Source organism: Frankia sp. Cppng1_Ct_nod, assembly GCF_920656135.1.
In the GTDB taxonomy this organism is placed as follows: Bacteria; Actinomycetota; Actinomycetes; order Frankiales; family Frankiaceae; genus Protofrankia; species Protofrankia meridionalis.
In genome coordinates this window covers 1-15,897 of record NZ_CAKKTK010000051.1, presented here as the reverse complement: position 1 = coordinate 15,897, position 15,897 = coordinate 1, and the positions used below count along the sequence as shown (strand labels likewise).

At 63.5% G+C, this 15,897-nt stretch carries 14 protein-coding genes; 13 read left to right on the top strand and 1 reads right to left on the bottom strand.

All coding sequences use genetic code 11. The features are described 5' to 3' along the window. The first annotated feature begins 75 nt into the window (after positions 1–75). From NBW77_RS14885 to NBW77_RS14875, 3 genes are all read left to right on the top strand, one after another. Positions 76–390, top strand: a complete 315-nt coding sequence (locus NBW77_RS14885; RefSeq protein ID WP_207386919.1) for a DUF397 domain-containing protein — start codon at positions 76–78, stop codon at positions 388–390. Between the two features lie 176 nt (positions 391–566). Further along, a complete protein-coding gene (locus tag NBW77_RS14880) occupies positions 567–770 on the top strand; it encodes a hypothetical protein (RefSeq protein ID WP_131746209.1) in 204 nt (67 codons plus the stop codon). Beyond that, positions 767–1,471, top strand: a complete 705-nt coding sequence (locus NBW77_RS14875; RefSeq protein WP_207386920.1) for a M15 family metallopeptidase — start codon at positions 767–769, stop codon at positions 1,469–1,471. The genes NBW77_RS14880 and NBW77_RS14875 overlap by 4 nt, the downstream gene beginning before the upstream one ends. A 17-nt stretch (positions 1,472–1,488) precedes the next feature. Here the strand turns inward: NBW77_RS14875 and NBW77_RS14870 are convergent, their stop codons facing one another. Next, positions 1,489–2,526 carry a LacI family DNA-binding transcriptional regulator gene (locus NBW77_RS14870; protein ID WP_242605746.1) on the bottom strand — a complete coding sequence of 346 codons (1,038 nt, stop codon included), beginning with the start codon at positions 2,524–2,526 and terminating at the stop codon, positions 1,489–1,491. A gap of 173 nt (positions 2,527–2,699) precedes the next feature. Here NBW77_RS14870 and NBW77_RS14865 point away from each other — a divergent pair, with 173 nt between their 5' ends. The 10 genes from NBW77_RS14865 to NBW77_RS14820 all read left to right on the top strand — a co-directional run bounded on the left by NBW77_RS14865 (position 2,700) and on the right by NBW77_RS14820 (position 15,439). Beyond that, a complete protein-coding gene (locus tag NBW77_RS14865) occupies positions 2,700–3,884 on the top strand; it encodes a sugar ABC transporter substrate-binding protein (RefSeq protein WP_242605725.1) in 1,185 nt (394 codons plus the stop codon). Positions 3,885–4,007: 123 nt separating this feature from the next. Next, positions 4,008–5,015: an ABC transporter permease gene (locus tag NBW77_RS14860; RefSeq protein WP_131746212.1), complete on the top strand. Its 1,008-nt coding sequence runs from the start codon at positions 4,008–4,010 to the stop codon at positions 5,013–5,015. Continuing rightward, a complete protein-coding gene (locus tag NBW77_RS14855) occupies positions 5,012–5,968 on the top strand; it encodes an ATP-binding cassette domain-containing protein (RefSeq protein ID WP_175324680.1) in 957 nt (318 codons plus the stop codon). Before NBW77_RS14860 ends, NBW77_RS14855 begins: the two co-directional genes overlap by 4 nt. Further along, positions 5,965–6,939: a carbohydrate kinase family protein gene (locus NBW77_RS14850; protein WP_131746213.1), complete on the top strand. Its 975-nt coding sequence runs from the start codon at positions 5,965–5,967 to the stop codon at positions 6,937–6,939. Before NBW77_RS14855 ends, NBW77_RS14850 begins: the two co-directional genes overlap by 4 nt. Before the next feature lie 323 nt (positions 6,940–7,262). Continuing rightward, on the top strand, positions 7,263–9,608 hold the full coding sequence (locus NBW77_RS14845) for an ATP-binding cassette domain-containing protein (protein ID WP_165485978.1): 2,346 nt from the start codon (positions 7,263–7,265) through the stop codon (positions 9,606–9,608). 9 nt (positions 9,609–9,617) lie between these two features. Continuing rightward, entirely contained in the window at positions 9,618–10,325 is a 708-nt protein-coding gene (locus NBW77_RS14840; protein ID WP_131746215.1) for a response regulator transcription factor, read from the top strand. 850 nt (positions 10,326–11,175) lie between these two features. Further along, positions 11,176–11,733 (top strand): ATP-binding protein, encoded by a 558-nt coding sequence (locus NBW77_RS14835; RefSeq protein ID WP_131746216.1) that lies wholly within the window; start codon positions 11,176–11,178, stop codon positions 11,731–11,733. A 162-nt stretch (positions 11,734–11,895) separates the two neighbouring features. Next, on the top strand, positions 11,896–13,011 hold the full coding sequence (locus NBW77_RS14830) for a sugar ABC transporter substrate-binding protein (protein WP_131746217.1): 1,116 nt from the start codon (positions 11,896–11,898) through the stop codon (positions 13,009–13,011). Positions 13,012–13,274: 263 nt separating this feature from the next. Beyond that, the gene (locus NBW77_RS14825) at positions 13,275–14,159 is read left to right on the top strand and encodes an ATP-binding cassette domain-containing protein (protein WP_207386922.1); all 885 of its coding nucleotides are present in this window, start codon (positions 13,275–13,277) and stop codon (positions 14,157–14,159) included. After that, positions 14,156–15,439, top strand: coding sequence for a sugar ABC transporter permease (locus tag NBW77_RS14820; RefSeq protein ID WP_207386923.1), 1,284 nt, complete (start codon positions 14,156–14,158; stop codon positions 15,437–15,439). Before NBW77_RS14825 ends, NBW77_RS14820 begins: the two co-directional genes overlap by 4 nt. Positions 15,440–15,897 lie beyond the last annotated feature (458 nt).

Genomic DNA, 15,897 nt, shown 5'->3' with positions numbered 1-15,897 from the left:
TTAGATCTTACCAATCATGGGTCACCGACGAGAACAACAACCTACCGGCATGACCCGCCCGAAGGAGGAACAACCATGCCCACTCCGACAACCACCCCGGCGGCCACGGCGTCGATCACAGCGTCAGTCACCATGCCGGACCTCGCGAACATCGACCTGGATGAACTCTCGTGGCGGAAGTCGAGCTACAGCAACGGCGCCGGCGGCATGTGCGTCCAGGCCGCATGGCTGGACGACGGCACGGTTCTCGTCCGTAACCTGAAGATGTCCGGAGAAGTGGCCGTCGCCTTCTCCGCGGACGAGTGGACATGCTTCGTCAGGGGAGTGAAGGCCAACGAGTTCGATAGCTGGGCGGGGTCAAACGGTCATAGCGACCTCACGCCGAGATGATCTCGGTAGTGTCGACAGACTGGATGGTAGCTGGCCCTGAAAGAGACGGACCCTTTTGTTGGGGGCAGCACAAGCAATGGATTCACGAAACTGAAGACTTCACACTGCTCGCGACTGCTTACGCTCGCACGATCCGGACCTGCACCGGCTCATCGGACGTGGTTTTCGGAGTCCCCGTGAACCGGAGGATGGGCCTGCCGCTCGCCCAGATCGTCGGGAACTTCGTCACGATGCTCGAGGTCTGGGTGCCAGGAACTGGTTACTCGGAGAACCACGACACTGCAGTGCTCTCCTACTGCCCGAGTGCGGTCAGCGACGAAGTCGCCAACTCCGTGATCGAGACATTCCGGGTCCAACTGACCGAAGTGGCCGAAGCGTGAATCCTGACACCCGGGTGCCGCGCCACGACGCGGACATCACTCTGATCGCCGATCCTGCAGTCGCCGCCATCCCTGTCCACGACTGTGAAGATCCCCTGGTTGACCTTCGTGGACTTCTGTCCGTCGACACCAGGCGCGGCGATCCGCAGGGAATGTTCACCCTGGTCCGTTCGGTACGCGACCGCCTGGACGAGGCGGAGAAGTCGTTGCCGAGAGGTATCCACCTGCTGGTGGTCGAAGCCTTCCGGTCGATCTCTCTCCAGCGCAAGATCTACGAGTTGTATCGAGACGGACTGCTCCAGTCCTACCCGGGAATGGAACTGACGGAGGCCGACATTATGGCCACCCGGTACGTGGCACCCGTGGGCTTGGCCCCGCACACCTGCGGAGCGGCTGTCGACCTGACCCTGTGCGACTCGAACATGGTCGAACTGGACATGGGATGCGAGGAGGGGGCAACGCCTGAGGAGAGCGCTGGTGCCTGCTACATGGAGGCATCCGGCCTCAGCGCCAGTGCTCGGGAAAACAGAGCAATACTCCGCGGTGCCCTGACCGGAGTCGGAATGGTGAACTATCCGACTGAGTGGTGGCACTGGTCCTTCGGGGACCGGTACTGGGCGCTGGTTTCGGGGGCTGATCACGCCGTCTATGGACCAACACATCCAGATGGGATTAGGGCACCGAAGGTTGTTTTCGGCTAGCAGACCAAAGAGTGTGATCATGGTTTTTCCCGCGCGGCCGGCGGCTCCGGGGATCCTGCGCGTGTTGGGTTGCAGCCGCATGATTCCCGGTGGATGAACGTGGGTTCCAGCCGCACGGTCCGTGGTGATCGAGTGGGGTCGGCGAGCCGGCACATCAGTAGTTGAACCGCCGTCCTGCCCAGTTCGAGGCGGGGCGGGGCCATGGTGGTCAGTCGAGGCGAGATCAGATCGGCCCACTCGACGTCGTCGAACGACGCGAGCCCGACGTCGTCCGGCACGCGTTTGCCCGCCTCACGCAACGCCCGCAGAGCTCCGATCGTCATGAGGTTGTTGGCGACGACCAGTGCGCTCGGCGGGTTCGGTCGTGCCAGCAGGTCGTGAACGGCCTGGCGCGCCGGCTCGGCCTGGGATGCGCCCTGGACGAGCAGCCCGGCATCATAGGGGAGTTCGCATCGGGCGAGCCCGAGGCGGTATCCACGTAACCGTTCCTTCGTGGTGGTCAGGCCGGGCAGACCGGCGACCATGCCGATTCGGCGGTGACCGAGCTCGGCGAAGTGCTGGACCAGAGCTGCGGTCGGCTCCTCGTTATCGGGTCCGACCTGGTCGAAGTCCTCCGAGGCCAGACGGTCGACAAGTACCGTTGGCACGGAGTTGGCGGCCAGGTAGGCCAGGGCTGAACCCGGCGCGCTGGACGTCGGAGCGATGATCATCCCGTCGACCCGCCGTCCGTGCAGTGCTCGCACCGCCCGCAGCTCGTGGTCCGGGTCGTCGCTGGAGTCCACCAGGAGCAGTGTGTAGCTCGCAGTCGACGTCTCCGTTTCGATCGCGTGGACGACGTCGGTGAAGAACGGGTTCGTGACAACCGGGATCGTCAGGCCGATGGTGCGGGTGCTTGCCGTCACCAGTGCCCGGGCGATTGTGTTGTGCGTGTACCCGGTCCGCTCGATCGCTTGTAGCACCGATTCGCGGGTCTGTTCCCGTACCACCCGGGTGTCGTTGATCACATGGGAGACCGTGGAGACCGAGACGCCCGCGGCCCGCGCGACGTCCGCCATCGTCACCAAGCTGATCTCCTGACTGTCAGTCCTCCATCCTGCACTGAAGTGAAGTGTAGACGCGGGACGCAAGCGCTCGCGCAAACGCTTGCGCATCCTTGTGATGCGTGTAACATTCCGCCCAGTCCAGAGCAACCCGGAGCTTCCGGTTGCCGGTCAGAAGGGGACAAGGGATGGTTGATCACATAGAGGCCGGACGGCTACCGTCACACCGCGTCGTGGCGCGGGCGGCGATGGGGGACGCCGGCGGCGGCTGGGCGGACCGTTCCCGCCGCGGACTCGCAGGCGCCGTCTGGTGGCGGCGTGGTGTACGTATCGCGGCTCTGCCGGCTTTAGCCGCGCTCGTTCTTTCCGCGTGTGGCGGCTCGTCGAGCGACACGGGCACCCCCGCGGCCAGCTCCTCCAGCGCCGCCTCGAGTGCCGCCTCCGGCGGCACCGTAACCGTTGGGCTGATCACGAAGACAGACACCAACCCGTTCTTCGTGAAGATGAAGGAGGGTGCGGAGACGGCGGCGAAGGCCAAGGGGGCCAAGTTGATGACCGCCGCCGGCAAGTTCGACGGTGACAACGCCAGCCAGGTCACCGCGATCGAGAACATGGTTGCAGCCGGAGCGAAGGGTATTCTGATCACTCCGAGCGACACCAAGGCGATTGTCCCGGCGGTCGAGAAGGCGCGGGCCAAGGGTGTGCTGGTCATCGCCCTCGACACCCCCACAGATCCGCAATCTGCCGTGGATGCCCTGTTCGCGACCGACAACTTCACCGCCGGCGTGCTCATCGGCAAGTACGCCAAGTCTGTTCTGGGTAGCACGCCAGCCAAGATTGCTACGTTGGATCTTTCTCCTGGCGTCACGGTCGGCGTGCTGCGCCACAACGGCTTCCTGTCGGGCTTCGGTGCCGCCACCGTCGACGCGAGTGCGACCTCCCTGGCCACCTCGCCGAGTGTCGTGTGCAGCCAGGATACCCAGGGGGACCAGGCCAAGGGCCAGACTGCGATGGAGAACTGTCTGCAGAAGGCCCCGGACATCAACCTTCTTTACACGATCAACGAGCCGGCCGCGCTTGGCGCTTACACTGCACTGAAGGCCGCGGGCAAGGAGAAGAACGTTCTCATCGTCTCGGTTGACGGCGGTTGCACCGGCGTTCAGGCCGTCCGGGACGGCAAGATCGCTGCTACTTCTCAGCAGTACCCGCTGAAGATGGCTGAACAGGGTGTGAACGCTGTCGTCGAATATGCGGCAAGCGGTACCAAGGCGTCCGGGTACACCGACACCGGCGTCACTCTGATCACTGCCAAGGCTGCGGCCGGTGTCGACTCGAAGGATCTCGACTTCGGTCTCGCCAACTGCTGGGGTTAATCTTTTGTGCGGTGGGTCCGCGACAGCGGGCCCACCGCACAGGGTTCTTCTGGCAAAGGCCCGTATGGACCCGTTCTTTTTCTTGTTCACGGCACCTGGGGTTCACGAAACATTGGAATGCGTATGATGACAACGACGGTCGTCGAGCCGGATACAGTGCGCCGCGCGAACACTCGTGCGGTCCTGCGGCAGGTGCTCGGCATATCCACCCTTGGCCCGCTGGCCGCGCTGTTTCTGGCCGGTATCTTCTTCTCGATCAAATCCGACCGCTTCCTGACCGGCACAAACCTGTCCCTTGTTGTCCAGCAGGTCATGGTCGTCGGCACGCTGGCGATCGGGCAGACGCTGGTGATCCTCACCGCGGGAATCGATCTGTCCAACGGCGCCATCATGGCGCTGGGAAACATCATGATGACCAGCCTGGCGGTCGAGTCCGGGCTCAACCCGTATCTGGCGATCGCCCTCGGACTGCTGGCCTGCGCCGGCTTCGGCCTTCTCAACGGGGGTCTGGTGACCTCTCTCCGGCTGCCGCCGTTCATCGTCACACTGGGCACGTTGAACATCGCCTTTGCGCTGACGCATATCTACTCGGACGAGCAGACGGTGTCCGGTCTACCGTCAGAACTGACCTACTTCGGGAAGACGTTCAGCATCGGCCAGACGGACGTCACGTATGGATCGGTGCTGATGCTGCTGCTGTTCGCCCTGATCTGGTATGTGTTGAGCCAGACCGCGGCCGGTCGGCACGTCTACGCTGTGGGGGATAATCCTGAGGCGGCCCGGCGGACCGGTATCCAGACCCGCCGCCTGCTGCTGACCGTATATGCGGCCGCGGGTCTGATCTATGGCATCGCGGCACTGCTCCTGGTATCCCGGACGGGCGTCGGTGACCCGAATGCCGGACAGACGGACAACCTCGACAGCATCACCGCTGTCGTCCTCGGTGGAACCAGCCTGTTCGGCGGGCGGGGCAACGTCGTCGGGACTCTCATCGGCGCACTGATCGTCGGGGTCATCCGTAACGGCCTCCAGCTCATCGGGACCAAGTCGATTTACCAGGTTTTGATCACCGGCATACTTGTGATCGCCGCTGTCTCCGTCGACCAGATCGTCCGAAGGAGGAACCAGTGAGTGTAACGGCGGACGAGACCACGAAGGCTGGTCGGGAGGACATCGTTTTCGAGGCACGTGGCCTGGTCAAACGGTACGGTCACGTCACCGCGCTGGACGGCTGCGATTTCGAGCTACGGGCCGGCGAGGTACTTGCCATCATCGGGGACAACGGAGCGGGAAAGTCGACCCTGATCAAAGCATTGTCCGGCGCGGTGACGCCGGACCTGGGCGGGTTTCTGCTCGATGGCCACCCGGTCCGTTTCCATAGCCCGGCTGACGCCCGCGCGCACGGGATTGAGACGGTCTACCAGGATCTTGCCGTGGCGCCGGCACTGGATATCGCCAGTAACATGTTCCTCGGTCGTGAGATACGCCGTCGCGGACCGCTCGGCAGCGTGTTGCGGATGCTCGACAAACCGGCGATGAAGCGTCAGGCCGCGCAACAGATGAGCGAACTCAAGATCGGTCTGCGGTCGATGACGAACCCGGTCGAGGAGCTTTCCGGCGGTCAACGCCAAGGCGTGGCTGTGGCCCGGGCCGCCGCGTTCGCACGCAAGCTCGTCATCATGGACGAGCCGACCGCGGCACTGGGCGTGCGGGAGTCCGGCCAGGTACTCGATCTCATACGGCGTATCCGTGACCGCGGTCTGCCGGTGATCCTCATCAGCCACAACATGCCGCAGGTGTTCGAGGTTTCTGACCGGATACACATTCAGCGACTCGGACGGCGGGTTGCCCTCATCACTCCCAAAGAGCACACCATGGCCGAGGCGGTGGCAATCATGACGGGTGCCATGCCTGGAAGGGCGGAGAAGGAACCGGTGGCCACAGCAGACGACGGCGCGGGCACGATCACGGCTGCTCCCGCGTCCGGGGTTTCCACGGTCGGGGTTCCCGTCGCATCGGCGATGCCGACGCGCCAGGTACGGAAGTCCACCAGGAGCCTGACCGACACGATCGGAAAGTCATGATTCCACCGGACACCGGTTATGTCGCGGTGATCGGCGAGAACGTCGCGGACGCTGTTGTCGAGCCGGCGGCCAAGAACGACACCGCTTTGCGGTTGCGGGTCTTCCCGGGGGGTGGCCCGGCGAACACGGCGGTCGCTCTCGGAAGACTCGGCACACCGACCAGGTTCCTCGGTAGGTTGCCGCAGGGCGCGTTCGGTGATCTTTTTGTCGAGCGTCTACAGAAGTCTGCGGTCGACCTGTCGTTCGCTGTCACCGCCAGTGAACCGGCAACGCTCACCATTGCGTCGGTGGCGGATGACGGTCAGGCCAGTTATGCGTTCTACGCGGCCGGAACGGCGGACTGGCAGTGGAATGCGCAGGAACTGGCCCCGTCTCATTTCGACGGCGTGGAGTGTGTGCACGCGGGGTCACTCGCGCTGGTGATGGAGCCGGGCGGGAACCTGGTCGAAAAGCTGCTCGACACTGTCCGGGAACGCGCGACGGTGTCGATCGACCCCAATGTCCGGGCCGCCCTGGTGAGTCCGCAGAGGTACCGGTCGAGAATCGCGGAGTGGTCTCGCCTCGCTGACATCATCCGGATGAGTGAGGATGATGCCGCCGAGCTCTTCCCAGGCGTCTCCCCGGATGATCTACTCATGGCCCCGAGTCTGGCCGATGTGCCACTGGTCATCATCACGCGCGGGGAGCGGGGCGTCATAGCCTCATTCCGACAGGATGTAGTGGAGATTCCCGCCGTCGCGGTGCGTACCGTCGACACCATCGGCGCGGGCGACGCGTTTTCCGCCGGTATCCTTCACTGGCTGCATCGAGCCGGTCATCTCGGCGGTCGTATCGACCATCTCGACATCGAGACCGTACGACGCGCGCTGGCCTTCGGTGCCCGCGTCGCGGCACTGACCTGCGCCGCACCCGGCGCCGATCCGCCCTGGGCGAGCCAGCTGACCAACGAGACCACAAACCTACTTCCATGAGACCCCGTGGGGCTCCAGAACCCCGGTCTGGGTGTTGACCTGCATGTTTGCCTGCGGGACAGGGGCGGTGTCGGGCAGGTTGAATGATCATAGGTCGTTTATGTTGTGGTGAGCGCTGGAGTCGGCCCACATGCCTGTGAAATGCACATGCGTCAAGCCGGAGCGGGATGTCGAAGGTGGCGGGCCCGTCCGCAGGACAGGTAGTATCCAGTGGTATGTCGCGCCGTCGCCACGATGTCGGTAGGGTAAAGCCACGATGTCGGTAGGGTAAAACTGTGCGGTCCGATGGTGTTCAGCCTGTGATCAGTGTCAGCGGTGTGTCGGTGTCGTTTGGGCTCCGTCGGGTTCTGAACCTGGTCGACCTCGAGGTCTACCCAGGTGAACTGGTTGCTCTCGTCGGGGAGAACGGCGCGGGGAAGACGACTCTGGTCGGGTGCGTCACCGGGTCGTTGACTCCTAGTTCCGGCCGGATGCGGGTGTGTGGCCGGGAACCTGCTGCGGCGCTACGCAGTGGCGAGATGGCGGTCGTGTGGCAGGACCTGGGGCTGTGCGACAACTTGAGCATCACCGCGAACCTGTTCCTGGGACGCGAGCGAGGCCGTGCGTTCCTGGCCCAGGACAGGATGTACGCCGAGGCGATGGCCGTGATGGAGCGCTTCGGCCTGGATGTCGGGGATACCTGCCGCAGGTGCGGGGAGCTGTCCGGCGGCGAGCGTCAGGCTGTCGCGATTGCGCGAGCGCTTATGGGCCGGCCACGGGTCTTGGTGCTTGACGAACCGATGTCCGCGCTGGGACTTGGCGAGACCCGCCGGGTGGAGCGCCTGCTGCGGTCTTTGCGTTCGGACGGCATTGCCGTCCTGCTCGTGTCGCACCGCGTTGAACAGGTTTTCGATCTTGCTGATCGGGCCGTCGTATTACGTCAGGGTCGCCTGGTGGCGGACCTCAGCACAGTCGAGGCCCATGCCGACGACGTGGTCACGCTGATGTCCGGGCTGAAGGTCGACTCGGTCGCTCGCAGGCACCTTGCCCGGCTTTCCAGCCTGGTTGACCAGCTTGCCGAGGTGGAGCCCTCGGCGTCGATCCCGATGATTGTTTCAGCGCTGAGCACCGCGGTCGGACAGCAGCAGTTGTGCGTACATCTGCACGACGATTCGCAACCGGGGAGCCTCCTGCTGGGTGCGTCGGTCGGGATCGCATCCGAGGCACGTGTGCAGTTGGCGCGTGTCCCGGTCGGACCGCAGGGCGGCTGCATCGGACAGGCGGCCGGATCCGGCGTGCCGGTCGTGATCGAAGACGTTCGAGGCACGGGGACGATCACATGCTGGCCGGAAGGTACCGCCAGTATGTGGTCGGTTCCGATCATCGGAAAAGATGAGACGTTTGGGGTGCTGTCTGGCCTGGCAGAGGTGTCGGGTCGACCGCAGGATGATCTGCTGGCGCTTGCCTCGGTCTACGCCAGCCTGGCGGCGACCGCGATAGAGCGAGAGCGCCTGCTTCGAGATCTGACCCGCCGCAACAGCATCCTCGAAGCACTGCGGGACATGCTCGACGTCCTGGCCGGGCCGGAACAGGTCCACGCCGGGCTGGGTGTTGCGGTAGACACGCTTCGGAGGGGCTTACGTGCCGACGCCACCGGGCTGTTCCGGACCGACCCCGTGACAGACGAACCGCAGGATGTAGGCGATGAGTCGCCTGATGTAATTGCGCTATACGGCTCAGTGGGTCGAACCAGGCTGGTAAAGGCAACTGAGCAGGCGGCGACGGACACCGGCTGGCGTCAGGGATTGCGGCGGCCCGACAACCACGTGGTGGCTGTTCCGCTCGTCGTTGACGGGCGCCGGCTACTGCTGGCCGCTTGGTGGCATGATGGGTCCGCGATCACTCCGGACGCGCTGGAGCTGATCGGCAACGCTGCCCGGTCGCTGCAGGTGGCGGCGGAGAGGGAGATCGCCCAGGCTGGCCAGTCCGAGGCGGTCGCGCTACGCCGCACCGGCGACCTGCAGCGCGAGTTCATCCACCGGCTCAGCCACGAGTTACGCACGCCGCTGACGGCGATCACCGGGTATGCGTCGACCCTCAGGCAGACCGATGTCACCTGGGATGAGGAGTCCAGGAAACGGTTCCTGGACGCGATCGCGACCGAGTCGGCGCGGATGATACGCCTGGTTACAGATCTTCTCGATTCCTCCGCTATCTCGGCCGGAGTGCTGCCGGTCACCCCGGACTGGTGTGACGTCCCGACGGTTCTGGCGGCGGCGGCCTACGCCGTCTGCGGCCACGATGACAGGATCTCCATTGAAACCGGGCTCCTTCCCGCGATATGGGCAGATCATGATCGACTCGAGCAGGTGCTCGTCAATCTTCTCGACAATGCGTTGTGTCACGGTGGGACGACTGCGGTGCTACGTGCTTTCGTCGGGAACCCACCGCAGCACCTGGTGCTGGAAGTCGCCGACGACGGACCGGGCATAGCGCCGGAGCAACGCGCCAGTATTTTCGAGCCCTACACCCGCGGGGCGACGGATTCGCCCGGTGCCGGGCTGGGACTGTCGATATGCCGTGGCCTCGTAGAAGCACACAATGGACGCATCGAGGTGGTGGACGTCCCGGTCGGCGCTACGATACGGGTTATGTTGCCGTTGGTGACCGTCCCCACCGAGGAAGCATAGAGTCTGTCCATGGACCAGCGTACCTGCGCGCTTCTGGTGGAGGACGACCGAAACATCATCGATCTCATCCGTTCGAACCTGCTGGTCCGAGGCTTCTCCGTGCTCGTGTCCACCAACGGTTCCGATGCGCTCGCGCTGCAGGAACGCGAGCAGCCCGATCTGGCTCTGGTGGATCTCCTTCTCCCTCAGTCGGACGGCTTCGAGCTATGCCGGCAACTACGCCAGCGCTCCGCTCTCGGCATTATCGTCGTGTCTGCACGGAGAGCCGAGACGGACAAGGTCCGTGCGCTGAACCTGGGAGCGGACGACTACCTGACAAAACCGTTCGGCATCGACGAGCTGCTTGCGCGCATCAATGCCACACTGCGACGTAGTAGGCCGGCTCCGGTAGCGCAAAGTGTTTACGGATCACGCTTCGCGATCGGGGATGTCGTTATCGATCTTGAAGCACGGACGGTCGCCAAGGGCGCCGAGCAGGTACGCGTGACGCCGACCGAGTTCGCGATCCTGCGGGAGCTCGCCCTCCAGCCGGGCCAGCTGCTCAGCCATGCGACCCTGTTGCGTCGAGTGTGGGGCCCCGGCTACGCCAGCAAGACCGAGTACACCCGGGTCTATGTGCGCCGGCTGCGCGCGAAGCTGGAGGAGCCGGGCGGGCCGCCGCTGATTATCACTGAACCCCGGGCTGGTTACCGGCTCGCGACCCCCCGCGACGATTAGGCCGTGTTTCAGAAATGGGTAGCCATGTGATCGTCGCGCGTTCCGCTTGTGATCAGCATTCGTCCGGGAGATCTACAAGCAGCGGCACGCAGTGGAACGCGGGCTCAAACGCCACCGCGCCGTCGCGACCCGGTACGACAAACTCGCCGTCCGCTACGAAGCAACGGTCACCATCGCCACGATCAACGAATGGCTACTCTGACAGACTTCTCAAACACGCTCTATGATGACTTATGAGCCAGGCCCTGGCCTCGTGCGTGTCTCGTGGAGCTTCACCGGCCGGTCACGCATACCCTCAGCGCCGCACAGTACCATGCTGCAAGATCATTAAATTGGCCGAGCGGCCTGTTTACTGATTTTTTACAGTAAATATTGGAAAATTAATGCATAGTTAACATCTTTCTCCATATGGTCATTAATACGGAACGAGCCAAAAAATGGCGCGGCGGAGATCGATAATCGATATGTTCATTCCACTTTCCATCGTGGTATTTTAGGCCGTTAATAAGAATTACCTCCGGGTGCTCTGGGGATTTGGGAGTCCGGCGGTGCGGAAGAAAGTATCCGACGGATCACGCCGTCTTCGGCCCTTCAGGAGAATGCGAAAGGACGGTGATCGAACGCCTTCCCCGGCCGGAGTGCCGGGCAGAAGGCCGGGCAGAAGGCCGGGCAGAAAACCGGGAGCGGCCTAGAAACTTTGTGCCTGACGGGACGTCGGCGTCGCCGGGACGAGGAGAGATGGGCGCGAAGTCTGCGCCACGCGTCAAGATTCGTATGGATGTTCCACGGTCTCCGCCGAGACTCCGGCTTCCAGACCTGAGTTCCAGCGACCGGCGCATTCGGAGGAGAAATGGCAAACCCTCAGGGGAATTCGGACTCGTTCTTTCCCTCCCGGACGCCTCCCGTGCCGGGTCGGATGGCCCGGACCATCCCGACACAGCCACCGGCACTGCATGTCTGGATGCCATCGGAACCGCTATCGGTATCGAGGACGCGACAGGCGCTCTCCGCGCTGCTGAAACGGGAGCGTCTGGAAGATCTGTGTGACGACGCCACGTTGCTCGTCAGTGAAATCGTCACCAACGCTCTGATGCACGCCGACGGCGACCTGCTTCTCCGGGCGCGGATCGACGGGCGGCGGCTGTACGTGAGCGTGGACGACGGCGGCGGCAACCCACCCCGCTCCCACCGGGACGATGACGACGAAGGCGGGCGTGGTCTCATCCTGCTTGACGCGCTCGCGGACGCATGGGGCGTTGAGGCTCTACCCGAGGGCAAACGGGTATGGTTCGAATTGTCGGCGAGAGCTGAGGGCGTGAGCGTTATTCGGAATTCTGGTCAACCCGGGTCACGATCGGTATCGCCGCAGGTCAGGGTCGATTCGACTCTTTCGATCAAGGGGTTCTGAATAACATTCCGTGGCTCATCCGGCCCGATTTCGAACCCAATTCTCGGATCGGCGGTCGCCGGCCACTCATTGTTGACAAATAGCGAGGCGTGTTATGTGTTCCGTCATTGACGACCCGATGATTACAGGCGATCTGGACACCCAGGAAAGGTATACACGTTGATGTGCAAAAAGATTTTAGGAATAACGGCGACGATCGCGATCGCCTTCCCGCTTCTGGCCGCCTGCGGCAGCTCGTCTTCCGGACCAGGGTCATCTTCTTCTGAGTCAAGGTCATCGACCGCCACCCAGAAAGCAGGAAAGATCGGCGTAATCCTGCCGGACACGAAGAGCTCGGCCCGCTGGACGACCGCGGACCAGCCGCTGCTGGAGACGGCCTTCAAGGCCGCCGGAGTTCAGTACCAGATTCAGAATGCACAGGGCGACGTGACCCAGATGCAGACGATCGCAGATCAGATGATCACGTCGGGTGTCACGGTGCTCATGATGACGAACCTGGACTCCGGTTCGGGTAAGGCGATCCAGGAGAAAGCCCGGGCCCAGGGTGTGGCGACTATTGACTACGACCGGCTCACGCTGGGTGGGTCCGCTCAGTATTACGTCAGTTTCGACAATGTGGCGGTCGGGAAGCTGCAGGGCCAGGGCCTGGTGGACTGCCTGAAGGCACAGGGTGTGGACAAGCCGATCGTAGCCGAGTTGAACGGCTCACCGACCGATAACAACGCGACCTTGTTCAAGCAGGGCTACGACTCGGTGTTGAAGCCGTTGTATGACAATGGGACTCTGGTGAAGGGACCAGACCAAGCGGTGCCGGAATGGGACAACCAACAGGCTGGAACGATCTTCGAGCAGATGCTGACCCAGCAGCCGAAGATAGCTGGTGTGCTGGCGGCCAATGACGGACTCGGCAACGCCGCGATCGCAATCCTGGCGAAGAACCACCTCAACGGCAAGGTTCCTGTCACCGGCCAGGATGCCACGGTGCAGGGCCTGCAGCACATCGTTGCCGGTGACCAGTGCATGACCGTCTACAAGGCTGTCAAGAAGGAGGCGGAGGCCGCGGCATCCCTGGCGATCGACCTGGCCAGTGGCCGAAAGCCGAGCGTGCCTGGCAGCCTCCAGGACCCGCTTGGAAAGCGGGACGTCCCGTCAGTCCTGCTGACTCCGGTTACGATCACTAAATCGAATATCAAGGATGTCATCGCCGACGGTTATGTTTCCCGAGCGCAGGTGTGCATCGAATCTCTCACGACCCAGTGTACCGCCGCAGGTTTGTGACACGGGTACCCGGCGCGTTATTCAGAATTCAGAATACGTTGATCGGAAGAGTTGAACCGGTGTCGATCTGAGCCGATGCCAATCACGGCATGCATTCTGAATAGCGCTCCCGGTTCGGAGCGACCCCGCGCACGGTCGATGATCGGCGAGTCCGGGATTCATGACAGTGCGGACACGCTGGCGGCGCAGCGGCGCGCCATCGGCGATCGGGCGCGGGGTCTTCGTTCGGACCGCAGGGAGGCTTCGTACCACAAGGAGCAACGATGACTGATAGTTTGGACCGGGATCCTATCCTCGAGTTACGTGGGGTGAACAAGAGCTTCGGGGCGGTGCAGGTCCTGCATGATGTGCATTTCGCCGCCTACTCCGGCGAGGTGACCGCTCTGGTCGGCGACAATGGTGCCGGCAAGTCCACGCTGGTGAAATGCATCGCTGGCATCCACCCCATCGACTCCGGCACCTACCTGTTCAACGGCGGGCCGGTGAACGTGCACAGTCCCCGGGACGCATCGGCGCTCGGTGTCGAGATCGTCTACCAGGATCTTGCGTTGTGCAACAACCTCGACATCGTCCAGAATCTGTTCCTCGGCCGGGAGAAGCGGGGACGGTTCGTCCTTGACGAGCCAGGAATGGAGGAACTCACAGCCAGGACGCTCACTAACCTTTCAGTGCGTACAGTCACATCATTTCGTCAGAAGGTCGCCAGCCTTTCCGGTGGTCAACGACAGACGATCGCGATCGCCAAGGCGGTCCTGTGGAACAGCAAGGTGGTGATCCTGGATGAGCCGACCGCCGCGCTGGGCGTGGCGCAGACCGCCCAGGTGCTCGAACTGGTGCGACGGCTCGCCCGGGCCGGACTTGCCGTAGTGCTCATCTCCCACAACATGAACGACGTCCTGGCCGTATCCGACCGGGTCTGTGCGCTCTACCTCGGGCGAGTAGCGGCAGAGGTACGGACTGCCGAGACAACGCACTCCCAGATAGTCGAACTGATCACGACCGGCCAGTCGGGCACGAGCCAAAAAGGGCCGCCGCTGTCACCACACCATGCCGACGTGGCGACACCGACTGCCGCAGCTCCGGTAGTGGCAGACATCCTACCGCCGGCCGCGTCAGCCGCCTCGTCGTCGAACGGAGAACCGGGATGAAAAGCGTCCAGCTTGTCGATCAGCCAGTCCCTCTGAACGGGGAGATGCCGCCGACCGCGGCCCGAGCACCTGCCGCGGGGGAGCGTTTCGGGCTCGGCGGCCATGCCCGCAGCTATGTCGTACGAGTCCGTGGCGGGAACATGGGTGCCCTGCCGGCTATCCTCGGCCTGATCGTCCTGTGCGTGGTCTTCGCCGTGTTGCGGCCGTCATTCATCTCAAAGACCAACTTTGCGAATCTGTTTACCCAGGGCGCCGCGATCACCATCATTGCCATGGGTCTCGTCTTCGTTCTCCTCCTTGGCGAAATAGACTTATCCGCTGGCTTCGCCTCCGGGGTGTGCGCGGCGGTCATGGCTACCCTCCTGACCAATAACGGCCAATCCTGGTGGGTGGCCATGCTGGCTGCATTGGCCACTGGCGCGATCATCGGTCTGGTCCTCGGCTTCGCGGTCGCTCGCATCGGCATACCCTCATTCGTCATTACCCTGGCCGCGTTCCTCGCCCTCCAGGGCGTCGTCCTACTCATCATCGGGAACGGCGGCAATATATCCATCCGGGATAAGACGATCATTGCAATCGCGAATAAGAATCTTCCCCCGGCCCTGGGATGGGCACTCTTCGCCATAGCTGTCATCGGCTACGGATCCGTTCAGACAGCCAGAATTGTCACGCGCCGTGCCCATGGCCTCAGCCACACCACTTACTCCGTGGTCGCGGCGCGGATCGCCGCGCTTGCCCTAGTGGGTGGGGCCGCCGTCTACTTCCTCAACCTCCAACGCTCACGTAACAGCGCGATCGTCTCCCTGCGCGGCGTGCCGGTCATCGTGCCGATGATCGTCGCGCTGCTTGTGTTCTGGACCTATGTCCTGACCAGCACCCGTTTCGGACGCCATGTCTATGCCGTCGGCGGCAACGCCGAAGCCGCCCGCCGCGCCGGCATAGACATCATCCGGATCCGTGTCGTTGGCTTCGTCATCTGTTCGACCATGGCCGCGATGGGCGGTATCGTCGCAGCCTCCCGAGCCACGTCCGTCGATCCCAACGCAGGCGGCAGTAACACCCTGCTCTACGCGGTCGGCGCCGCAGTCATCGGCGGAACCAGCCTCTTCGGTGGCAAGGGCCGAATTCTTGATGCCGTGCTCGGCGGTGCGGTCATCGCTGTCATCGACAACGGCATGGGTCTGATGGGCTACAGCGCCGGCATCAAATATGTCGTGACCGGATCCGTGCTCGCGCTCGCCGCCAGTGTTGATGCACTAAGTGGTTCCCGGCGTTACTGAAATGTTCGTCGGGTCGGAAGCCACGGGATTCGAGTCTGATCGCAGGAGCCCGCGTGGGTCACCGCGTCCGCGGACAGCGGCACCCCGAACAGCTCGGCCAACGCCTGCGCGGCGGTAGGTGTCAAGTCAACTCTGACAGAGAGGGTTCTCCTGGTCGGCGGATGGTCGGGAGTTTCCAGGGGCGCCGCTCGAGCGGGCCGTTCGAGCGCCACAGCGCGAACCGGTGGGCGTATTCCTGCCCGTTGCACGGGCGCGGAGTGCCACGTCGGGCCAGCACTCGCGGCCGGTGCACCGGTAGTCCAGACACTGGCACCCCGAGCCCTCGAGGGCCGTCGTTGGCGTGCTCCACCTGACTCCTCCCTGTCGTCCCGGATGGTTCACCCGAAGCCGATGCGCATCTTAACAGAAACCGTTGTCGTTACCGTTTCGGTTTGTGGGATGGCCGGGCAGTCGCCCGG